The sequence below is a fragment of the Mycobacterium sp. genome (genome assembly GCF_032159765.1).
Classification (GTDB): Bacteria; Actinomycetota; Actinomycetes; order Mycobacteriales; family Mycobacteriaceae; genus Mycobacterium.
Genome location: NZ_JAVHWM010000165.1, coordinates 21,071 through 43,918, shown reverse-complemented (window position 1 = coordinate 43,918; position 22,848 = coordinate 21,071). Strand labels below are relative to the sequence as shown.

The 22,848-nt window shown below is 67.2% G+C and carries 16 protein-coding genes; 4 read left to right on the top strand and 12 right to left on the bottom strand.

What is annotated here, in order from left to right; genetic code table 11:
• Positions 1-28: 28 nt before the first annotated feature.
• From dnaE to QOH60_RS19650, 5 genes are all read right to left on the bottom strand, one after another.
• The gene (gene dnaE, locus QOH60_RS19670; protein ID WP_526423468.1) at positions 29-3,574 is read right to left on the bottom strand and encodes a DNA polymerase III subunit alpha; all 3,546 of its coding nucleotides are present in this window, start codon (positions 3,572-3,574) and stop codon (positions 29-31) included.
• A gap of 62 nt (positions 3,575-3,636) precedes the next feature.
• Positions 3,637-4,251 (bottom strand): SecDF P1 head subdomain-containing protein, encoded by a 615-nt coding sequence (locus tag QOH60_RS19665; RefSeq protein WP_526423466.1) that lies wholly within the window; start codon positions 4,249-4,251, stop codon positions 3,637-3,639.
• Positions 4,248-5,489, bottom strand: a complete 1,242-nt coding sequence (locus tag QOH60_RS19660) for an RNA polymerase sigma factor (protein WP_526423464.1) — start codon at positions 5,487-5,489, stop codon at positions 4,248-4,250. The genes QOH60_RS19665 and QOH60_RS19660 overlap by 4 nt, the downstream gene beginning before the upstream one ends.
• A complete protein-coding gene (locus QOH60_RS19655) occupies positions 5,474-5,854 on the bottom strand; it encodes a YciI family protein (RefSeq protein ID WP_526423462.1) in 381 nt (126 codons plus the stop codon). Before QOH60_RS19655 ends, QOH60_RS19660 begins: the two co-directional genes overlap by 16 nt.
• Positions 5,855-6,050: 196 nt before the next feature.
• The gene (locus QOH60_RS19650; RefSeq protein ID WP_526423460.1) at positions 6,051-8,981 is read right to left on the bottom strand and encodes a hypothetical protein; all 2,931 of its coding nucleotides are present in this window, start codon (positions 8,979-8,981) and stop codon (positions 6,051-6,053) included.
• A gap of 16 nt (positions 8,982-8,997) precedes the next feature.
• Here QOH60_RS19650 and QOH60_RS19645 point away from each other — a divergent pair, with 16 nt between their 5' ends.
• Positions 8,998-9,888: a hypothetical protein gene (locus QOH60_RS19645; protein ID WP_526423458.1), complete on the top strand. Its 891-nt coding sequence runs from the start codon at positions 8,998-9,000 to the stop codon at positions 9,886-9,888.
• A gap of 291 nt (positions 9,889-10,179) precedes the next feature.
• Here QOH60_RS19645 and rarD read toward each other — a convergent pair whose 3' ends face one another.
• From rarD to lspA, 3 genes are read right to left on the bottom strand one after another with little or no spacing between them, the layout of a single operon-like run.
• Positions 10,180-11,094, bottom strand: coding sequence for an EamA family transporter RarD (gene rarD, locus QOH60_RS19640; RefSeq protein WP_526423456.1), 915 nt, complete (start codon positions 11,092-11,094; stop codon positions 10,180-10,182).
• A complete protein-coding gene (locus QOH60_RS19635; RefSeq protein ID WP_526423454.1) occupies positions 11,091-12,020 on the bottom strand; it encodes an RluA family pseudouridine synthase in 930 nt (309 codons plus the stop codon). The genes rarD and QOH60_RS19635 overlap by 4 nt, the downstream gene beginning before the upstream one ends.
• Entirely contained in the window at positions 12,013-12,612 is a 600-nt protein-coding gene (lspA, locus tag QOH60_RS19630; protein ID WP_526423452.1) for a signal peptidase II, read from the bottom strand. The genes QOH60_RS19635 and lspA overlap by 8 nt, the downstream gene beginning before the upstream one ends.
• Before the next feature lie 73 nt (positions 12,613-12,685).
• Here lspA and QOH60_RS19625 point away from each other — a divergent pair, with 73 nt between their 5' ends.
• The gene (locus QOH60_RS19625; protein ID WP_526423450.1) at positions 12,686-13,582 is read left to right on the top strand and encodes an asparaginase; all 897 of its coding nucleotides are present in this window, start codon (positions 12,686-12,688) and stop codon (positions 13,580-13,582) included.
• Here QOH60_RS19625 and QOH60_RS19620 read toward each other — a convergent pair.
• Complete coding sequence (locus QOH60_RS19620; RefSeq protein WP_526423448.1) at positions 13,547-14,920, bottom strand: DNA polymerase IV; 1,374 nt, start codon at positions 14,918-14,920, stop codon at positions 13,547-13,549. The two genes, QOH60_RS19625 and QOH60_RS19620, sit on opposite strands and share 36 nt — an antisense overlap.
• 23 nt (positions 14,921-14,943) lie before the next feature.
• Here QOH60_RS19620 and QOH60_RS19615 point away from each other — a divergent pair, with 23 nt between their 5' ends.
• Positions 14,944-15,510: a class I SAM-dependent methyltransferase gene (locus tag QOH60_RS19615; protein WP_526423446.1), complete on the top strand. Its 567-nt coding sequence runs from the start codon at positions 14,944-14,946 to the stop codon at positions 15,508-15,510.
• Positions 15,511-15,542: 32 nt separating this feature from the next.
• Here the strand turns inward: QOH60_RS19615 and ileS are convergent, their stop codons facing one another.
• Positions 15,543-18,674 carry an isoleucine--tRNA ligase gene (gene ileS, locus QOH60_RS19610; RefSeq protein WP_526423444.1) on the bottom strand — a complete coding sequence of 1,044 codons (3,132 nt, stop codon included), beginning with the start codon at positions 18,672-18,674 and terminating at the stop codon, positions 15,543-15,545.
• A 223-nt stretch (positions 18,675-18,897) separates the two neighbouring features.
• Here ileS and QOH60_RS19605 point away from each other — a divergent pair, with 223 nt between their 5' ends.
• Entirely contained in the window at positions 18,898-19,761 is an 864-nt protein-coding gene (locus QOH60_RS19605; RefSeq protein ID WP_526423442.1) for an enoyl-CoA hydratase/isomerase family protein, read from the top strand.
• Positions 19,762-19,806: 45 nt separating this feature from the next.
• Here the strand turns inward: QOH60_RS19605 and QOH60_RS19600 are convergent, their stop codons facing one another.
• Complete coding sequence (locus tag QOH60_RS19600) at positions 19,807-21,480, bottom strand: FAD-dependent oxidoreductase (RefSeq protein WP_526423440.1); 1,674 nt, start codon at positions 21,478-21,480, stop codon at positions 19,807-19,809.
• Positions 21,477-22,841, bottom strand: coding sequence for an aromatic ring-hydroxylating oxygenase subunit alpha (locus QOH60_RS19595; RefSeq protein WP_526423438.1), 1,365 nt, complete (start codon positions 22,839-22,841; stop codon positions 21,477-21,479). The genes QOH60_RS19600 and QOH60_RS19595 overlap by 4 nt, the downstream gene beginning before the upstream one ends.
• Positions 22,842-22,848: the final 7 nt, after the last annotated feature.

Genomic DNA, 22,848 nt, shown 5'->3' with positions numbered 1-22,848 from the left:
CAGCAAACCGTTGGCGTACCTCGCGGGCTCAGCCGCTGAGGCAGCCCGGACCGAGCAGCGCCTTGAGATCCCCCATCAACGCGGAAGACGGCGTCACCCGCAGCGACCGATCGAGTTCGAGCGTGGTGACCCGATCGTCGCTGACCAACCGGAGGTGCACCTGAGCCGGGCCCGGGTGCCGGGCGAGCACCTGCTTGAGGGCTGTGACCTTGTCGGGTGTGCACTGCCGGGTGGGCATGCTCACCGCGACGGGCCGGTTGGCCGCGGCTTTCGAAAAATCGGGAACCACGAGCTCGTTCGCGATCAGACAGATTCGGTCGTCTTGCACTCGGACCTTCGCGTTGACGAGTACGACCGCGTCGTCGACGATCTCGGCCCCTGCGGTGGAGTAGATGTGCGGGAAGAACATCACCGTGATGCCGCCGGTGAGGTCCTCCAACTGCGCTGACACCCAGGGCATTCCGTTCTTGTTGACGCGCCGCTCCACCGACGCCAGAATGCCGCCGACGCGAACTTGGGCGTCGTTGGGCACGTCACCGTCGAGGATCGCCGGAATCTGCGTGTCGACCTGCCCGGCGAGAATGTGCGCGACACCGTCGAGCGGATGCCCAGATACGTACAGCCCCAGCATCTCCCGCTCCAGAGCGAGTTTGTGCTTGTCGTCCCACTCGTCGTCGGGCACCTTGATGGTGAAGACAGCGTCGGCGCTGGGGCCGTCCCCGCTCTCGTCGCCGAAGCCGAACAGGTCGAACTGCCCCATCGCCTCGGCCTTCTTGGTGCCCAGCACGGAGTCCACGGCGTCGGTGTGGACCAGGAACAGACCCTTGCGGGGATGGCTGAGCGAATCGAAAGCGCCTGCCTTGATCAGCGACTCGGTGACCTTCTTGTTGCACGCCGCGATGTCGATCTTGTTCAGATAGTCGGAGAAGTCTGTGAATTTTCCTCTGTTGCTGCGGGTTTGGATGATTGAGCCGACCACGTTGCTGCCGACATTGCGGACCGCGCCCAGGCCGTACCGGATGTCGGCGCCCACCGACGCGAAGTTCAGGACGGACTCGTTGACGTCTGGCGGGAGCACTGTGATCCCCAGCTTGCGACAGTCGGCGAGGTACACCGCAGCTTTGTCCTTGTCGTCGCCGACGGAGGTGAGCAGCCCCGCCATGTATTCGGCCGGGTAGTTGGCCTTCAGATAGGCGGTCCAGTAGGAGACCAGGCCGTAGCCGGCGGCATGCGACTTGTTGAATGCGTAGTCGGCGAACGGCTCCACCGTGTTCCACAGCGCCCTGATGGCCGCCTCGGAGAAACCGTTGGCCTGCATGCCTTCTGCGAACCCGGCGTACTCCTTCTCGAGGACTTCCCGCTTCTTCTTGCCCATCGCCTTGCGCAGAATGTCGGCTCGGGCCAGCGAGTACCCGGCCACCTTCTGCGCGATGCGCATGATCTGTTCCTGGTAGACGATCAAGCCGTAGGTCTCGGCGAGGATGTCGCGCAGCGGCCCCTCGAGCTCGGGATGAATGGGCTTGACGGCTTGCCGCTGATTCTTGCGTTCGGCGTAGTCGTTGTGGGCATTCATGCCCATCGGGCCTGGCCGGTACAGCGCGATGACGGCGATGATGTCCTCAAAACCGGTGGGGCGCATGCGCCGCAGCAGGTCACGCATCGGGCCGCCGTCGAGCTGGAACACGCCGAGAGTCTCACCGCGGCCAAGCAACTCGTAGGTGGCGGCATCGTCGAGCGGCAACGACTCCAGCTCGAGGTCGATTCCTCTGTTGGATTTGATGTTGTCGATCGCGTCGCCGATGATCGTCAGGTTGCGCAGGCCCAGGAAGTCCATCTTGAGCAGGCCGATGTTCTCGCACGACGGGTAATCCCAGCCGGTGATCACCGCGCCGTCTTGATTGCGTTTCCACATCGGGATCACGTCGACGAGCGGTTCGGAACTCATGATCACCGCGCACGCGTGCACGCCCGCGTTGCGGATCAGGCCTTCGAGCCCGAGCGCGGTCTCGTAGATGGTGCGCACCTCGGGGTCGGTCTCGATCAGACCCCGAACCTCGGCCGCCTCCTTAAACCGGTCATGGCCGGTGTCGGTGATGCCCGACAGCGGGATGTCCTTCGCCATGATCGCAGGCGGCAGCGCCTTGGTGATCCGGTCGGCGATCGAGAAGCCCGGCTGCCCGTAGTGGATGCGCGCCGAGTCCTTCAGCGCTGCTTTGGTTTTGATGGTGCCGAACGTGATCACCTGCGCGACGCGGTCATGCCCGTACTTCTCGGTGGCGTATCTCAGCATCTCGCCGCGGCGGCGGTCGTCGAAGTCGATGTCGATGTCGGGCATCGAGGCGCGCTCCGGGTTGAGGAAGCGCTCGAACAGCAGCCCGTGCTCGATCGGGTCGATGTCGGTGATCCGCAGCGCATAGGCGACCAGCGATCCGGCGGCCGAGCCGCGGCCGGGGCCGACGCGGATGTCCACCGACCGTGCATAGCCCACCAGGTCGGCGACGATCAGAAAGTACGACGGAAAACCCTTGTCGCAGATGACCTTTATCTCGTAGGCCGCACGCTCGCCGTATCCGTCGGGCAGGCCGTTCGGAAACCGTTGGCTTAGCCCGGCATCCACCTCGTGACGAAGCCACGAGGCCTCGTCGTGACCGTCGGGAACAGCGAAGATCGGCATCCTGTTGCGCGGCTGCCAGACATCGGCGTACGAACTGACCCGCTCGGCGATCAGCAGCGTGCTGTCGCACGCACCGGGCACCTGCTGGTCCCAGAGCTGGCGCATCTCGGCCGCCGATTTGAGGTAATAGCCGTCGCCGTCGAACTTGAAGCGGTTCGGATCCGACAGCGTCTTGCCGGTCTGCACGCACAACAGGGCTTCGTGGTTGTGAGCAGCATCGCGGGTGACGTAGTGGCAGTCGTTGGTGGCCAGCGCTGGAATGCCCAGTGTGCGGCCGATTTCGAGGAGACCGTCGCGCACCCTGCGTTCGATGGAGAGGCCGTGATCCATCAGCTCGAGGAAGTAGTTGTCGGCGCCGAAGATCTCGCGCCACTTCGCGGCGGACTCCACCGCCTCACGCTGGTGCCCGAGCCGCAGCCGTGTCTGGATCTCCCCCGAGGGGCACCCGGTAGTCGCGATGATCCCTTCGGCGTGCTCGGCGATCAGCTCAGCGTCCATCCGCGCCCATTTGCCGAGCTGACCTTCGAACGATGCCAGCGACGACAGCCTGAAAAGGTTTCGCAGGCCTGTCGCGTTCTCGGCCACCATCGTCAGGTGCGTGTAGGACCCGCTGCCGGAGACGTCATCGTCCTTCTGGCCAGGATTGCCCCAGGTGACCCGCCGGGTGTCGAACCGCGACGCCGGCGCAACGTATGCCTCGATGCCGATGATCGGCTTGATGCCCTCTTCGGTGGCCTTGGTGTAGAACTCGCTGGCGCCAAACATGTTTCCGTGGTCGGTCATCCCGATCGCAGGCATATCCAGGCGCTGGGCCTCTGCCAGCATGGGCCTGATCTTCGCGGCACCGTCGAGCATCGAGTACTCAGTGTGGTTGTGCAGGTGCACGAAGGAATCGCTCATAGGGTCGCCAGTCTATGACCGAGTACCGACGCTTCCGGGCGTGTCGTGTGCGTGTGTTGCAGTCACGCCAGTTTGCGCAGCAACTGGACCATCCGATTGGCTTGGTCAGCGGTCAGGTCGCCGGAAATCTCCAGCTCGCTCGTGTCGACAGCGGTGGTGAATTTCGGCGCGAAGACGACGATGCCGTCGCGGATGAACGCGACCTCGGAGCCGACGTGCAAGGAGCTGTACGTGGCGAAGGCCGCCTTGGACGGCTCGTTCATCGTCATCCGCACGGTGTAGAAATCGCTCTTGATCGACTTGAACGACTCCACGTGCGTCAGCGTCAGTTCCATCGGCTGAGGCCCCAGCACGAAGGCTGCGCCCCGATCGAAGCTGCATAGCGTCACCACATCGGTGGGCGGCACCTGCGGTATCTCTCCTTCGGGCGGACATTCCGACGGCGAATGGATCTCCTGCACGGGCCGAATCGGCAGGGGCACGATGTTGTCAATCGGCGCCAGCGGTCGGCTCGACGGTGCTGCCGAGGTGGTGGAAGTGGTGCTCTCGGTGCCTCGGCCACCTCCGAGCTGCAACGCCACGTAGGAGATCGCACCGATGCCTATCAGGGTTGCGATCAGCGCGATCATCGCGCTGGTCTTTCCCAGGATTCGGTTTCGCTGCTGCCGATCCATCATGCGGGCAGTTTCGCACGACACGCCGCGAGATATTCCCGGACACCCGCGTCGGCCGTCAGGTAGACGGCTCGTCCGAACGCGGCCCGTGCAGCAGCCCGCTGTCCTGAGCGCGCAAGAAGATGAGCGCGCGCCGCCCAGTACGGCTGAAAGTTCTCGACAGCCCGATCACCGATCGCATCCAGTGCGTCAAGCCCCCGCTCGGCCCCGCCGATCTCGGCCTCGACAACAGCGAGCGACACCGTCGATCCCAGAGAGGGTGCGACGTCGGCGAGCCCGCGGTGCAGCAGCCGCAGCGCCGCCCAGTCGGTCTGTCCAGTGCGGGCACGGTCGCAGTGCGCGGACTGGATCGCGGCCTCGAGTTGATAGCGACCGGCGGCGCCGTGGCCGTGCGCGCGCAACAGCAACGCCTCTCCGCGGCTGATGAGCTCCCGATCCCAGTGCCGGGTGTCCTGTTCATCGAGCGGGACGAATACACCATCCGGCGACCGCCTGGCCGCGCGCCGAGATTCGGCCAGGCATACGAGCGCGGCAAGCCCGAGCACTTCGGGCTCGTCGGGCAACAATTCCGCGAGGAGTGTGGCGAGGTACAGCGCTTCACCGGAGAGCGAATCCGGGGCACCGAGGCCCGGCCAGTCGATCGCGTACGCGCCGTAGACCGCTTCCAGGACGGCCGGCAGACGTGCGGCCAGCTCGTGACGCTCAGGTGCAGCGAAAGGTATGCGCGCCAAGCGGATCCGGCGTTTGGCCCGCACCAGTCGTTGCGCCATCGCGGCGGCGGGAACGGCGAATGCCTCCGCGATCGCGTCGGCAGCCACACCGAGCACGGTCTGCAACATCAGCGGAGTGCGAACCTCGGCAGCGATCGCCGGATGAGCGCACACCAGCATCAGCTCCAACCGTCGATCCGGGATAGCCTCTTCTGATGTCTCCTCGAAAGGAGTTGTAGGAGAGTCGGTTTCGATCAGCGGCTGGGTCATCCGGTGGGCGTGGGACTTCCACAGGTCACGTAGCCGGTTGCGGGCCACAGTCAGTATCCAGCCCTCGGGGTTGGCGGGAATCCCGTCGCGGGGCCAGCGGGTGAGGGCACGTTCGATCGCGTCGCCGATCGCGTCCTGGGCCGCGCAGATATCGCCTGTCGGTGCCGCAAGGAGCGCGAGAAGCCGACCGTACGAGTCGCGGGTCACCCGGCTCAGCTCGCCGGTGACCCGCGACTGCGCCGGGTCTACGGGGTGAACCACTCGCCGCGCTCGTGGGTGTACGTGCGCGCCACCGGCCGGATCTCGATGGAGCCCCAACTGGTTGCCGGATTGCGGTTGGCCCAGTCCAGTGCGGCGTCCAGATCGGCGACCTCAATGACGAAGATGCCGCCGAGGCGCTCCTTGGTGTCGGCGAATGGGCCGTCCTGAATCTCAGGAGCGCCGTTACGCGCGGTGACGGTCGTCGTGGCCGCGGTCGGTTCGAGAACCTGGGTGGTGACGAGCACGCCCGCCTCGTCGAGATCGCGAGCGTAGGCCTGGAACGCCGCCATGGCCGGGGCCATGTCTTCCTCGGTCAGGCCGATTTCGCTGGCTTCCTGATAGTGCATGAGCAGGCAGTACCGCATGAGGAGTGTCCTTCCGTGACGTTCATTGTCGAACCTGTCACCTCAATGACGACTGAGGATGCGTCAGATCGACACCGCGTCGGAACACCTATCCAGTGTCATTGCGCGTTCGTCGTTCCGCGCAGCCGTTGGGCCAGGCCCGTTCGGCACGGCGGCCCCGAAGTGGTCCCGACCTACGCAGTCGCGCCGGGCCGCATCACGTGCCGTCCGGGCCCTTCGTGCCGTCGGTGCCGGGGGTACCGTTCGGTGTGCCGGCGAGGCCGCCGACGCCGAGGGAGCCGCCGGAGCCGTGCGAACCTGGACCTCCGGGCTGGCCGTCTGAGCCCGTGCCGTCAAACAGTTTATGTCCGTAGCCAGCAGCCCCGCCGGCGCCGTGGTTGCCGCCGGCGCCGCCGTTGGTGCCGTTGCCGCCGTTGCCGCCGTTGGCGTAGCTGATCAAAGAGCCGGAGTTGCCGCCGTTGCCGCCGTAGCCGCCGACCCCGCCGTTGGCGCCGTTACCGCCCGGGCCGCCGGGGCCACCGTTGCCGGGACTGGTGCGGAAAAGGCCACCGTAGCCGCCGACCCCGCCGGCACCGCCCCTGGCACCGGCACCGCCGGCACCGGCCGTGCCGCCGCCGCCGCCGTTACCACCAGGACCGCGGGAGGAGTAGCCGCCCGGACCCCCGGTGCCGCCGGCGCCCCCACTGGCACCGTTGCCGCCGCGGCCGCCGCCGCCGCCGCTGAATAGGTCGTTGGTGAAAGATGTGCCGCCGTAGCCGCCCTGCCCGCCGGCACCGCCGCTGGCACCGGGGCCGCCCAGGCCGCCGGCACCGCCGCCGCCTGACCCGTCGGCCCTGCCGCCGGCGCCGCCAGCGCCGCCGGCACCACCGCTGGCACCCGAGCTTCCGTTTCCACCTTGCCCGCCGAAGACGTCGTTGCTGGCGCCGCCGCCTCCGCCGGCTGCACCGGCTCCACCGGCTCCACCGGCTCCACCGGCTCCACCGGCCCCGCCGTTGCCGGACCCGTAGGCTTCGCCACCGGCGCCGCCGGCCCCACCGACGTTACCGACGCCGCCGGAACCGGCGGTGCCGCCACTACCGGTGAAAGAGTTGTCGTAAGAACCTTGGTCGTAGCCACCGGCACCACCGGCCCCGCCGTTGCCGGACCCGCCGGCCGCGCCGCCGACCCCACCAGCGCCGCCGTTGCCGGACCCGTGGGCCGCGCCGCCGACCCCACCGGCCCCGCCGACCCCACCGACGCCGCCACCACCGCCATTGCCACCACTACCGCTGTGTTCTTCGTATAACCCGCCGGAGGGCAGCACGAAGCCGTCTCCACCGCCGTGGCCGCCAGAGCCGCCGACCCCGGCGGCCCCACCGGCCCCACCGGCCCCGCCGACCCCGCCGTTACCCGATCCCAGGGCCTGCCCGCCTGCCCCCCCGGCGCCGCCGGCGCCGGCGTTGCCGCCCTTACCGCCGCCGCCGCCATCCTGACCAGATGTGTCGTAGCCGCCCGTTTTGCCGTTGCCGCCGCCGCCGCCGCTGCCCCCGTTACCGCCGAGCCCGCCGGCGCCGCCGGCGCCACCGTTACCTGAAACGGAGCCGCCCAAGCCGCCGGCCCCGCCGTTGCCGCCTCTGCCCGCGTCCACGCCGCCGGTTCCGGCGGTGCCTTGCCCGTCAACGCCGTGTGCACCCGCATTGCCGCTGGCGCCGTTGCCGCCCTTACCGCCGTCGCCGCCGTTGCCGACCGAACCCCCGTTACCGCCGGCCCCGCCGTCGCTGCCGGCTCCGAGGTTGAAGCTGAGGATGCCGTTGCCGGTGTTGTCGGCACCTGCCCCGCCCTTGCCGCCGTTGCCGCCGCTGGTGACCGAGATACCGTTCGCGCCGTTACCGCCGGTGCTGCCGCTGCCGGTAAAGCCGCCGGTCCCTGGCGCTCCGCCCGTTCCACCAGCCCCAACCGAGCCCGGGTTACCGCCGTTACCACCGGCGCCGCCAGTGAGTGCCGCGCTCACGGAGTCGGCGCCGGTGCCGCCGTTGCCGGGCGCCCCAGCGTTACCCCCAGCTCCGCCGTGACCGCCGTCGCCGTTCAGTCCCGCGACGGCTGACTCGCCCCCGGCCGCGCCGCCGTTACCGCCCGCGCCGCCCTTACCGCCCGCGCCGCCGTTGCCGCCGTCACTGCCGCTCGCGCCAGCGCCTGTGCCGAGGTGAAAAATCGTGCCGAAGGCGCCGTCGGTACCGTCGATGCCGTTGCCGCCGTTACCTGCCACCCCGCCGATGCCACCGGCACCGCCGTTGCCGCCTTCGCCGTCAATAGCAGCCTTGCCGAACAACAACGAGCTGGTACCGCGGGCCCCGCCCATCCCGCCAGCGCCGCCCATCCCGCCGCTACCGGCCGCGCTGCCGTCACCGCCCTTGACCCCGACAACGGTGGCAGCGCTTCCGTTCACACCGTTGCCACCGGCCCCTCCGCCGCCGCCAGCCCCGCCTGCCCCGCCGGCACCGCCGTTGCTGAGCACCGAGAACAGACCCACATTGCCGCCTGCCCCGCCAGCCCCACCAGCCCCACCGGCTTGGCCGTCAGTGCCCAAATCACCCGCCGCGATACCGTTTTCGCCGGAGCCGCCGGGCGCACCCGCCCCGCCGGCACCGCCGACACCGCCGTTGCCGAGCACCGACAGCAAGCCCGCGTTACCACCCGCCCCGCCGGCACCGCCGTCGCCGTTGTTGATCCCGGCCACCCCGGCCGCCCCGGCCCCGCCGTGCGCGCCGTTGCCCAAGACCCACCCGCCGGATCCGCCGTTACCGCCGTTTCCGTTGTTGACACCGATGACGCCGTTACCGCCGAGTCCGCCGTCCCCGAACAGTCCGGCCGCACCGCCGTCACCACCGTTGAAACCCGCTCCGCCGTTGCCAAGAATCAGCCCACTGCTGCCGCCGTTACACGCCGTCCCGCCCGTGCAGGTGGAGGCGTCGTAACCGAAGCCGTTGCCGATCAACAGGCCCGCGTTCGGATGATCCGCGGTGCCGTCGCCGATGAAGATCCGGATGAAATCCTCGATCGGATTTGCCGGCGCGGCCGCCGCGGGAGAAGGCGCCAGCAGCGGTGCAGCCGCCAATGCCGGGCCTGAACCCACCGTCAAGCTGCTCACGCCCGGATCGGCGCCCGTGGCCACAATGCTGGACTTTGCCCGCACGCCCGACACCCCAACCTCGCGGCGCGCGAACGCCAGGGCCGCCCACGCCAGCGGCGTCCCCGCAGGACCACCGGGACCACCGGCAGCCGACTGTGAGCCCACCCCCAACCACGACAACACCCCGGCCACCACACTCGTCGGCGGCTGCACGACCGGCGCCGTCACAACCGGATGGGACGCCAGCGAGAAGCTCGACACCGACGGCACCACTTCAGCCGACGACACCACGCCCGTGGAGCCGCCCGACGTGATTGCTGCCGATCGCAGGCCAGGCGCCGAATCCGATGTCGGGCTCAACGACTTACTGCCGGTGTCGCTGCCCACGCTGCTGCTCTTACTGCTCAGGCTGCCGCTGGTGTCCGGGCTGGCCGCACCCGACGAAGCACCCCCGCTATCCGAGATCGCGCTGCGGTGGCGCTTGCCCGACGGACCCGTCAATGACTTTGGCAGCAGACTCGTGGACGACGATCCCAAACCCGCACCACTGGGCGAGCCCGACGACGAACCACCCGCGCTGCTCGACACCGACGTGGTTGCTCCACCGGAGGCCGACACACCTGACGACGAGCCGCCCGACGCCGTCGAACCACTCGACGGCGAGGACTCCCCCGACGCAGATGTACCCGACGACCCCGTGGGAGTCGTCGTCGACGAACCCGGCGACGCCGAACCACCCGGCGCAGACGACGTAGACGACGTACTCGACGTGCCCGCCGAGGAGGCCGAACCCGACGACGACGAACCGCTCGAACCGGCCGACCCAGTGCCGTCAGCGAAAGCCACTCCGGGCGCCGACGCGATGGCCGCGCCCACACCCAACGCCACTGCCAACGCCGCCACCCGCCCGATATACCGCGCGTAGCCAGCCTCCACCGAAGGCGCTGCGCCGATGTAGCGAAGGCGCACCGGCCGCTCAACGGTCGTCGAACGTTGATGCCGGTCCGACTCGGCGGCGAGCGGACCAGTCTCACAGGAAGTTAACGGGTTCACGGGGCTCTCTGGTCTCCTGGGCTGATGGAGCGGGCTTTTTGCGTTCGTGAAAGATTTTGCTCAAGCGGATGTTAAGCCATGAACGAGGGCAAGCATTGGAGATCGACCAAAACGACATCCCAGAATTTGCTATATCCCGACCACAAGGTACCCTTCGGGCGCCTCAGATCGCCCGCGCGGCATCATCTTCGGCGGCTACAACCTTCTCTGGACGCTTGCGCGTCAACCCGTCGATCGTCAGCACCACGAGCGCTACCCAGATCAACGCAAACCCCACCCACCGCGCTGTCGGCATCTCCTCGTGGCCGACCAGCACACCCCACGCCATCTGCAGCGCGGGATTCAGATATTGCAGCAACCCCAGAGTGATCAGCGGCAGCCGCTGCGCCGCCGCCGCGAACAGCAGCAGCGGGATCGCGGTCACGGGGCCTGCCAGAACCATCAGCACGGTGTGGCCCGTGCCGTAACCCGTGAAATGCGCTGTTCCCATGACCTGCAGCGCGATCAGGTACGCGCCGACCACGGGCAGCGCCAAGAGCGACTCGACCGCCACGCTGACCCGCGGATCGGCCCTCACCACCTTCTTCACCAGCCCGTAGGTCCCGAACGAGCTGGCGAGAGCAAGCGCGATCACAGGCACCCCTGCCACCTGCGTGGTCAGCACCACGACCGCCGCGACCGCGATTGCCAGCGCGACGAGCTGCAATCGGTGAATCCGCTCCCGAAGGACCAGCACCCCGAGGGCCACCGAGACCAGCGGGTTGATGAAGTATCCGAGGGCGGCGTCGACGACGTGACCGTGCGACACCGCGAAAATATATGTGCCCCAATTGATTCCAATAAGCACCGACGCGGCCGCCAGCAACAGCCAGGCGCGACGGTCCAGTCGGCGAATGTCGCCGAGCCTTCGCGCGAAGATCAGCACCACTACGAGGAACACCGCGGTCCACACGTACCGGTGCGCCAGCACCTCCAGCGAACCGGCGGGCAACAGAAGCGGAAAAAACCCGGGGCACAACCCCCACCAGATGTACGCGCCTGCGCCGTACAGCAGTCCGGTGCGGCGGGAGTCGGTCACGCGCCGTGGGCGCGCAGCACGTCCAGCGCGTGCTGCAGGTCGGGCGGGTACGGCGCGGTGATCTCGATCTGGCGGCCGTCGCCAGGGTGCGTGAACGCCAGCGACCGCGCGTGAAGCCACTGATGGTCGAGGCCGAGCTTTTTCGCCAAGACGGGGTCGGCGCCGTAGGTCAGATCGCCGACGCAGGGGTGGTGCACCGCCGCGAAGTGCACCCGGATCTGATGTGTCCGGCCGGTTTCCAGGTGGATGTCCAGGAGGCTGGCGGCGCGGAAGGCCTCGACCGTGTCGTAGTGGGTGATGCTGTGCCTGCCGCCCTCGCTGACCACGAACTTCCAGTCGTTTCCCCGGGCCCTGCCGATCGGCGCGTCGATGGTGCCGCTGGACGGGTCGGGGTGGCCCTGCACGACGGCGTGATACCGCTTGTCGACGGTGCGTTGCTTGAACGCCCGCTTCAACAGCGTGTATGCCCGCTCCGATAGCGCGACGACCATGACGCCGGAGGTGCCGACGTCCAGCCGGTGCACGATGCCCTGGCGCTCGTGTATCCCCGACGTCGTGATGCGGAAGCCGGCGGCGGCCAGGCCACCGAGGACGGTTGGCCCCGTCCATCCGACCGACGCATGGGCGGCCACACCCGCCGGCTTGTCGACGGCGACGATGTCGTCGTCGGCGTAGAGCACGGTCATCCCGGCGACTTCTTCGACGCGGTTCTCCGGCGCGCCAGGAGGTTCGGGCAGCCGCACCTCCAGCCACGCGCCAGGGGTCAGCCGATCGGACTTTCCCACGGCTGCGCCGTCGATATCCACGGCCCCGTCCTCCGCGAGCGCCGCGGCCGCGGTCCGGGACAACCCGAGAAGACGGGCGAGGCCGGCGTCGACGCGCATCCCGCCCAGCCCCTCAGGGACCGGCATGGACCGATCAGTCATCTGTGCTTTCGCCGGTGCGGGGTGCTTCCTCGGCGCGCTCGTCATCCGGTCTGCGTCTGCCCGGCCTGTCGAAGTCGTATCCGAACAGAGACAGCGCCACGAGGAGCACTGCGCCGCAGACCACGCAGGAGTCGGCGACGTTGAACACCGGCCACCAGCCGACGGACAGAAAATCGACGACCTGTCCGCGCAGCGGCCCGGGCGCACGGAAGATCCGGTCGACAAGGTTGCCGAGGGCGCCGCCCAGAATCAAGCCGAGACCCAGAGCCCACCATGGCGACACGAGACGCCGGCCCATCCAGACGATGCCGACCACCACGGCCAATGCGATCAGGGTGAGAATCCACGTCGACCCGGTGGCCATCGAGAACGCTGCACCAGAGTTGCGCACCAGATTCCACGTCACCGTGTCGCCGATGATCGAGACGGGCTCGCCGGGGACCAAGAGTCGTACGGCGGCGACCTTGGTCGCGATGTCCACGGCCAGGACCACGGCCGCGACCGCGACGAGCAAACCCACCCGACGGTGCGGCCGGGGCGTCGCCGCGTCGTCATCCGAGGTGACCGGCTCCACAGTGGATTCCTCACTCACATGTCCATCCTCCCAAAGCGGTTCAACGGCCAGCCCATCAACGCCCCTTTTTGCAGTGATGCATGATTCGGGCATGACGCGCATCGTCGTGCTCACCACAGGCGGGACCATCGCCTCGGTCGCCGACGAGCACGGCGTGCTGCGGCCAGCCCGGACCGGCCAGCACCTTCTCGGCGACACCGGGGACAGCGACGTCGAGGTCGTCGACCTGATGAGCAAGGACAGTTCGCAATTGACGATGGCGGACTGGGACACGATCACCGCAGCCGTGCGCGACGCCGTCGACGACAACGCCGACGGAATCGTCGTCACCCACGGGACCGACACCATGGAGGAGACGGCGCTGTGGCTGGAGCTCACCTATGACGGTGCCCCGCCCGTGGTCCTCACGGGTGCGGCGAAAGGGGCAGACTCCCCCGACGCGGACGGCCCCGCCAATCTGCGCGGCGCGATCGCAGCGGCCGCTGAGGCAGACAACCGTGGGATGGGCGTCCTGATCGCGTTCGCCGGCGCGGTCCTCGTTCCGCTCGGGATGCGCAAGATCGCCGGCGGGTTCGCGGGGACGCACTACGCCGGCGCGAAAGTGCGGCCGTTCTTCGGGTCTGCGCGGGCGGCGTCGGCGCCGCGGGTCGACGTCGTCGCGTGTTACGCGGGCGCTGACGCGGTGGCGCTCGATGCGTGCGTGGCCGCAGGTGCGCGCGGGTTGGTGCTCGAAGCGACGGGTTCGGGCAACGCGGGCGATGCGATTGTCGACGCGGTTCGCCGGCATTGCGCCGATGGGGTTGCGGTGGCGCTGTCGACGCGGGTTGCGGGCGGAGCGGTGAGCCCCACCTACGGGCCGGGCGCGGAACTGGTCAGGGCCGGTGCCGTTGCCGTACCCCGGCTGAGCCCCGCGCAGGCGCGGGTGCTGCTGATGGCGGCACTGGCCACAGGATCACCCGTTGGCGAGATCATCCGTTGCTGGGGTTGATTCGTCGACCAGCCCGTTGACGAACTCCGGCCAGTCCAGGCTGTCTACCGGATTGGCCCGGCTCACGTCGGGGTCGTCGATCGGCAGTGTCCTCGCCGGGCCCGGGCCACTGGCACGGGTCTCGAACCGCACGGTCATCACGCCGTGCCCCGCGCCTTGCACCCACCCGTGACCCGATTCCCGATGATGCACGTCGTCGCCGATGCGCCAACCGGGAGGTGCCGTCGTCGTCGGCGCGTTCGCCGACTGGGTGTCCGTCGGCTGGTCCCAGCTGTGCAGGTCCGGGAACAGCGGCTCTTGGAGCACTTCGGTGAGTCCTGAAAAGCCAACGCCCACAAGACGAATGGGCCCGATTTCCACCGGGTCGAGAAGGAGCCGGTGGGCAGCCGCGATCAACGTGGTCGCGTCGGCTGTGGCGTAGGGCAACGTCAGCGACCGGGTGAGCGTGCTCATGTCTGAGCGCTTGAGTTTGACGGTCACCGTGCGCGCGCCGCGGCCGTCGTTGAGCAGCCGCCGATGCGCGTGCTCGCCGATGGGTGTGGCCGCCTGATGCAGCTGGTCCAGTGTCGTGAGGTCCTCGGGGAAGGTCGATTCGGCGCTGATCTGCTTGGCTTCGGCGCGCTCGGCGACGGGCCGATCGTCAATGCCGCGAGCGAGCCGGTGCAGCGCAGGCCCTACCGTCGCCCCGAGGACGTCGGCGACCTCAGCGTCGGTCAATTCCGCGAACTGACCGATGGTCTGGATGCCCAGCCGGTGCAGCTTGTCCTCGGCGACGGGGCCAATCCCCCACAGCCGGCGCACCGGCAGCCCCGCCAGCAGCAGGCGTTCCTCGTCCCGTGAGATGACCTTGATGCCGTCGGGCTTGGCCAGTCCAGACGCGATCTTGGCAATCTGCTTGCCCGAGCCGGCGCCGACGGAGGCCACCAGGCCCGTCTCGTCGCGGACTCTGGCCCGCAGCTCCTCGCAGAACCGCTCGACGACTGCGGTGGTTGCGCCGGCGAGTTCGGCGGGCTCGCCGAACGCTTCGTCAAACGAGAGTTGTTCCAGCACAGGCATCGTCGCGCGCACCGTAGCCAATACCCGGCGGCTCGCGACGCCGTAGACCACACCGCGGGGCGGCAGCACGACCGCGTGAATGCCCACCATGCGACGGGCCTGATGCATCGGCATGGCGGAGCGGGCGCCGAATACCCGGGCCTCGTAGCTGGCGCCGGCGACGACGCCACGTCCGCCGAGCCCGCCTACCAGTACCGGGCGCCCGCGAAGCGTGGGCCGGGTCAGCTGCTCGACGGACGCGAAGAACGCGTCCATGTCGAGGTGGAGCACCCACCGTTCCATGTTGAGAGGCTACGGTCGGCGCTATGGCGATGAATCTGGTGCACCGGCTGTGCTGTAACTCGGAATACTGGGCCAAGACCGTCGAGAAGAAATTGTTGCCGTGGGTCCTGGGCGACATGAAGCTCGGAGACACGACACTGGAGATCGGGCCGGGCTACGGCGCAAACCTGCGGGCGCTTGCTCCCAGGACTTCGCTCACCGCTGTCGAGATCGACGGGCCGATGGCGACCCGTCTCCAGAAGAAGTACGGCGATCGTGCCCGCATCCTTCAGGGCGACGGTACCGACTTGCAGTTGCCTGACTCGGATTTTGATTCGGTGGTCTGTTTCACGATGCTGCACCACATTCCGACGCCAGCGCTGCAGGACCAGATGTTCAGTGAGGTGTTCCGGGTTCTGCAGCCCGGCGGGGCGTTCGCGGGCAGCGACGGCGTGCCTTCGCGGATGTTCAGCATCATGCACATCGGCGACACCTGTAATCCCGTTGACCCCTCGACGATGGCGGACCGGCTGCGCCGCGTCGGGTTCACCGACGTGGAGACCGAAACGCACGCAGGCGAACAACGCTGGCGGGCCGTCAAGCCCGGATAGCGAGCACGCCGATTGGCCACTCGGCGGCCACATCACGCCTTCGCGATGGCCACCCGCACGCCGTCGCCGATCTCGACACTCTCCGACGGTTCGCCGAATTCAAACCTGGTGGCCAGGATTTCGCGTGCGATCAGGTCGCGGTGCACATTGGCCCAGTCCTCGCGCTCAGCCGGTACGGCGATCACAACGCTGATCCGGTCGGACACGTCCAGGCCGGTATTCTTGCGAAGCTCCTGCAATTCGCGGATGCGGTCCTTGGCCCAGCCCTCGGCCTCGAGTTCGGGCGTGACAGTGCCGTCGAGCACGACGAGCCCGGCACCGTCGGGTAGCGCGGCCGTCCATTCCGGTTCGGCCGCAACGAGCTTCGACGAGTACTCCTCGGGTTGCAGCACCGCGGGTCCCGCGGTCAGGGTTCCGTCGTCGTTCACCACGGCCTCGCCGGCCTTCACCGCCTTGATGGCTGCCTGGACATCCTTGCCCAGGCGCGGCCCGGCAAGCTTGGCGTTGACCGCCAACTCGAATTGCCCGAACGCTGCGATGTCGTCGGTGAGCTCGACGGCCTTGACGTTCAACTCGTCGGCCAACAAGTCGATGAAGGGCGCCAACCGCTCCGGATTATCAACGGCTACAGTCAGTTTAAGCAACGGCAGGCGGACTCGCAGTTTCTTCGCCTTCCGCACCGACGACGCCACGGAGGCCACCTCACGCACCAGATCCATCGCGGCCACTAACTCCGGGTCGGACGGCAACACGCCGGCTTCAGGCCAGTCGGTCAAATGAACCGAACGCTCGCCTGTGACGCCGCGCCAGATCACCTCGGTGGTCAGCGGGAGCAGCGGAGCCGCCAACCGGGCCGTCACCTCCAAGACCGTATGCAGGGTGTCGATCGCTTCGGGATCCTCATCCCAGAACCGCTGGCGTGAGCGCCGCACATACCAGTTCGTCAGTGCCTCGGTGAACTGTCGTAGTTCCTCGCATCCGCCGGAAATGTCGCAGACGTCGAGTGCCTCGGTGAGGTCGTCACGCAGCTCCGCGAGCTTGGCGAGAATGTAGCGATCTAGTACTTGCTGCGAATCCGTCCGCCACACACCGACTTTCGGTGCATAAAGGGCCAGGAAGCTGTATGCGTTCCACAACGGCAGCAACACCTGACGCACACCCTCGCGAATTCCCTGCTCAGTCACGATCAGGTTGCCGCCGCGCAGAATCGGCGACGCCATCAAGAACCATCGCATCGCGTCGGAGCCGTCGCGGTCGAACACCTCGTTGACGTCCGGGTAGTTACGCAGCGACTTGCTCATCTTTTGCCCGTCGTCGCCCAACACGATCCCGTGCGCGACGCACGTGGTGAACGCGGGACGGTTGAAAAGCGCGGTCGCGAGCACGTGCAGTGTGTAGAACCAGCCGCGCGTTTGGCCGATGTACTCGACGATGAAGTCGCCAGGGAAATGAGTCTGGAACCAGTCGGCGTTCTCGAAGGGGTAATGGACTTGCCCATAAGGCATGGAGCCAGAGTCGAACCAGACATCGAAGATGTCCGGGATGCGGCGCATCGTGGCGCGGCCGGTGGGATCGTCGGGGTTGGGCCGGCTCAGCTCGTCGATGTACGGGCGGTGCAGGTTATCCGGCCGGACGGCGAAGTCGCGTTCGAGCTCGTCGAGGCTGCCGTACACGTCGATCCGCGGGTACTCCGGATCGTCAGATATCCACACCGGAATCGGTGTGCCCCAGTAGCGGTTTCGAGAGATCGACCAGTCACGTGCACCCTCGAGCCACTTGCCGAACTGGCCGTCTTTGACGTGCTGTGGGTACCAGGTGATCTGCTGGTTCAATTCGACCATCCGGTCGCGGAACTCGCTGACCTTGATGAACCACGACGACACCGCGCGGTAGATTAGCGGATTGCGGCACCGCCAGCAATGCGGGTAGGAGTGGTCGTAGGTTTCGTGACGTAGCAGCACGGCGCCGTTGGCAGCCGCAGATCCTGTGCCGTTCTTGAGATCCCGGATGATGTTCGGGTTCGCGTCGAACACGTGCTGGTTCAGATAGTCCGGAACGCTCGCATCGAAGCGGCCCTTGGAGTTGACAGGCGTCACGGGGGTGATGCCGGCCTTCGCCGCGACGGCCATGTCGTCCTCGCCGTAGGCGGGCGACATGTGGACGGCGCCGGTGCCGTCCTCGGTGGTGACGAACTCCCCCGGCAGCACCTGAAAGCTGTTGGCGGAGTTTATAAAATACGGGAACGGCGGTAAGTAACGCGTACCAAGCAGGTCTGCACCCCGATAGGTCGCAACGACGTCAGGCTCTTCGCCCAATTCGCGCGCATACGCACCCAGCCGCGCGGCGGCCAAAACAAAACGCCGCTCGCCTGACCGCACCACAACGTACTCGACATCCGGGTTCACCGCGACCGCCTGATTTGAGGGCAGCGTCCACGGCGTCGTCGTCCAGATCAGAAGGTATGCGCCGTCAAGATGACCGCCAACTACGCGGAATCCGACGGTGATCGCCGGATCCTGTCGACTCTGGTAGACGTCGTCGTCCATCCGCAACTCGTGGCTGGACAGCGGGGTTTCGTCGTTCCAGCAGTACGGCAGTACCCGGTAACCCTCGTAGGCAAGTCCCTTGTCCCACAACTGTTTGAACGCCCAGATCACCGACTCCATGAAGGTGGGATCGAGCGTCTTGTAGTCGTTGTCGAAGTCGACCCAGCGAGCCTGGCGAGTCACGTACTCACGCCACTCGTTCGCGTAGCGAAGCACCGATTCCCGGCACGCCTCGTTGAACTCAGCGATGCCCATCTCGTCGATCTGGGACTTGTCGGTGATGCCGAGCTCGCGCTGCACCTCGAGTTCGGCGGGCAGCCCGTGGGTGTCCCAGCCGAAGCGACGCTCGACCTTGTAGCCGCGCATCGTGCGATACCGCGGCACGATGTCCTTCACGTAACCGGTCAGCAGGTGCCCGTAGTGCGGCAGCCCGTTGGCGAACGGCGGCCCGTCGTAGAACACGTATTCCTCGGCACCGTCGCGACGGGCGACGCTGGCCCGGAAGGTGTCGTCATCAGCCCAGTAGTCGAGAACCTCGAGTTCGAGCTTCGGGAAGTTCGGCGAACCACCACGCTGGTCAGCGCCCAATTCGGTGCGCGGGTACGCGCTCCCAGTCACTCCTGCGTCTCCTGTGCGCTTGTGTCATCCAAGGCACGGGGACGACGACGCGCCGTTGCGCGAGCGCCGCGGTACCACCCCGCTTGCCACGCGAAACGCACGTGGCCGCTCTCGACGGCTGTGACGGGCCTACCCGTTCGGGTCTACTGGGCCGCCCTGGCTGTTCTTCCGAAAGCTCCCCGGTGATGGCCGGATCGACGCTGGTGCCCCTAGTCTAACGGCCATGCAGAAGCGCACTCTCGAAGCGGTCATCTACGAGCGCGAGCCGCCGATTGCGCGGATCATCCTGAACCGTCCGGACAAGGCCAACACCAAGGACGCCCAGCTGGTGACCGAAGTCGACGAATGCCTGCGCGACGCCGACCGCGACGGCGAGATCAAGGTCGTCATCATCAAGGCGAACGGCAAGGGCTTCTGCGGCGGACACGTGGCGCGATGGGGACCTGACGAGAACCCGTACCCCGATTTCGGCAACACGTTCGAGTCGCTGTACAAAGGCACTGCCGACCTGTTCCTGTGGCCGACGCTGTATCTGTGGGAGTTCCCCAAACCGACCATCTCCCAGATCCACGGCTATTGCATGGGCGGCGGGATCTACCTGGGTCTGCTGACCGACTTCTGCGTGGCCTCCGACGACGCGTACTTCCAGATGCCGCTGGCACAGAGTCTCGGCGAGCCCGGCGGGCACACGATGATCGAGCCCTGGTTGCTGATGAACTGGCACCGCACCATGGACTGGCTTCTGCTGGCTCCGACGCTGTCTGCTGCAGAAGCCCTCGAGTGGGGACTGCTGAACAAGGTCGTGCCGCGCGAAGACCTCGAGGACACCGTCGAGGAAATGGCCCGCAAGCTCAGCCAGATCCCGCTGACCACGCTGATGGCGGTGAAGAACAGCGTGAAGCGCGCCTACGAGTTGATGGGCATGCGGGTGCACCTGCAGGTCAGCCACATCCTGACGAACATGGTCGGTGCGGCGACAGACGTGCAGGAGCGCCGGCGTCAGCTCATCGATTCAGGCTTGAAGCCAAGGGATTTCATCGAGGGCGGCGACGGCGAGGGCTCCGCGAATTCTGCGCCAGGGTCGTGATTACGCACTGACCACAGCCCTGGTGCAGAACTCGGCGAGTACGGGCTAGTGTTCCCCGGCCACCCGTCGTCCCGCCGCATGCCGGGCGGCGACGTACCCGAACACCATGGTGTTCGCGATGCTCGCACCCGCGCCGGGGTAGGTGCGTCCCATCACTGTGGCGGTGGTGTTGCCGGTGGCGTAGAGGCCCTCGATCACCTGATCCCGCTCGTCGAGCACCTGAGCATGCTCGTCGGTGATCACACCGCCGCAGGTGCCGACGTCGGACGGAATCACCATAGTCGCGTAGTACGGCGCGATGTCCAACGGTCCGATCGCCGCGTTCGGCCGATACCCCGGGTCGCCGAGGCAGTCGTTGTACGCGGACTGCCCTCGCCCGAAATCGGGATCCAGGCCCTTCGCGGAATACCGGTTGAACCGCTGAATCGTATCCGCCAGAGTGTCTGCGGGGACGCCGATCTGGCCTGCCAGGTCGGCAATGGTGTGGGCACGCTTGATGAGACCCTGTTCGATCGGCTCGGCGGGCAGACCCCGCTTGAGCGGGTTTGACGTCGACGCGTACCTGCGGGTGTAACCCTCGTCGAAGATCAGCCAGCACGGCACCGCCTTGTTTGCGTACATGGCCTTGCCGACCTCCAGGTAGGAGTTCGACTCGTTGCAGAAACGCCTGCCGGCGGAGTCGACAAGGATCGCCCCCGGTCGCTGACGGGCCGCCACCAATGACCCGGCAGAGGCCGCCGCGACGGGAGTGGGCAACCAGATCGCCTCGTCCAACATGTCCGTTTTCGCCCCGAGCTCCATCGCCGCGGCCAGCACCTCGCCGGTGTCGCCGGCGTTGGCAATCGACCACTTGGCCTCGTTGGGCTGATCGCCGCTGTACTTGCGGCGCATCTCCGCGTTGTGCCCGAATCCCCCGGCCGCCAACAAAACTCCCTTGCGGGCTTCGACATTCACCGGGCGCCCGTTGCGGACCACACGTGCTCCCACCACACGTCCGTCCTCGACCACGAGGTCGTCCATCGCGGTCTCCATCCACAGCGCGGGGTTCCCGTCACCGAAGTCGATGAGAAGTTTCAGCATCTGGGCGATCAACGACGCGCCGTTGGTCAGGAGTTGCCGACGGCGCGCCTTGGCTGCCGCCGTGCGCGCGAACACCCGGGTAGCGACCGTGAAAGCGCTTGGCGCCCGGTTGAAGTACTGCACTGACCGGACTTCGTTGGTCTTCATAATGTAGCCGTAGCTCTTGGCCAGCGGCGGCTGGACCTTGTCGCTCCATTGACCCAATTCGGCCGCGTCGAACGGGTCACCCTCCACCGCACGGCCGGCTGCGTTGCCGCCCTTGTGGTTTGGGTAGTAGTCGCTCCAGCCTTCGCACCGATTGAGTCGAACACCCTTGCGCAGCAGGAACGTCAGCATCTCGGAGCCAGCAGAAAGAAACGTCTCGCGACGCGCCAGGGAGGACGCTGCGCCAATGTCTCCGACGACATCGGCCAGGTATGCGAGGCCGTCCTCTTGCGAATCCGCGACCCCCTCGGCACGCATCAAGGGATTGTTCGGCATCCACACCATTCCGCCGGACATTCCCGTGGATCCGCCTACCAGCGACTGCTTCTCGACGATCAGCGGTTCGAGGCCGGCGTCAAGGGTTGCCAGCGCGGCGACCATCCCGCCGCCACCGCTGCCCACGATCAGCAAGTCGACTGACTTGTCCCAGTTCATAAGGCCGGCACTCGGTCGGAGAGTCCCAGGTCGACGATCGGCACGTCGATGGTCGTGTTGGTCTTCTGAATCGCAGGAACCAAACGCTCGGACGGCAGCCCGGCCAGGAAGCCGTCGACCACCCTCTCGAAGTTCGAGATCAGTCCCTCGATCTCGCTTGACAAGCGCATGTACTCAAAGCCCTTGGCGTGCAGTCCCTTCTGCTGCTTGGGCAGGTTAGAGAAATCCTGCGCGGGAATGGTGGGCCAGCTCGGGTCGTCCGGTGCGAGCGGGTCCGGCGGAGTCGGTCTGCCCTGGGAGCGGTCGTCGGGGTAGCGCGTCAGCGACCAGACCTCGAACAACGTCTGCTCGGGGCCCAGCGGCCTGATCCGGTATGACGATGCGCTGCTGTATTGCGGCAGCAGGAAGTAGTGCGGGAAGCAGAAGCCGATCGGGTCGAGCATGTTGCGGCGGTCCAGATCGTTCAGGTCGGGAAAGTCGCACCCGCGGGCCCGGTGCCACTGCGTGACGGCATCGTTGACGGCGCCGCGCCAGGCGGCCATCGCCTGCATCGGGTCGTCGGGAAGCGAGATATGCTGCAGCCCTTCGGCGATCCGGATGTCGTTCTCGTGGGTCATGCCGCCCATGCCAGATCCGAGCGTCTTCATGAAGTACAGGCTGGTTTGCACGAGGGGATGCACCGACGACGATTCCGGGTGGTGCGAGCTCGGCAGAAGCTGCGGGTGGGTCTGCGGAACGTGGTAGCCCTCCATGAAGGCGGCCGTCGCAAGCTTCCAGTTCACCGGCAGCAGACACGATTTCCACCACTCGACACGCAGCGCGTCGACCTTCCACTCGTCGTGCCGCGAGGCGAACGGCTCGATGCACTCCTGCAACGGCGGTGCGTCGTCGTCGAGGTTTATCCACGCGCAACCGCCCCACAGCTCGCACCTGACCGGCACGAGCGCGAGATCCTCGCCGCCGAGGTTGCTTTCGTCGAATTCCTCTGGCCGCAGCACGAACGTGTTCTTCCCGTCGAGCCCCCAGCACCAGCCGTGGAACGGGCATACCAGGGTGCGACGCGACCCGTGGCCCTCCACGAGTTTCATGCCCCGGTGGCGACACGAGTTGTAGTACGCGCGCACCGTTGAGGCGTCGACCCGGACCACGATGATGGACTGGTCGAGGATCTCGTATTCGGCGAAGTCGCCAGGTTTGGGGATCTCCTCCAGCCGGCACGCCATCTGCCAGACCCGGGGCCAGAACAGCTCCGTCTCCATGGCGTAGAACTCGGGATCGAAGTAGCGCTGCTTGGGAATCCGGTCGGGAGTCTGGACCGCCAGCGGCACGGGCAGCGGCGTCCACTTCACGCGTTCGGTCATGTGCTCT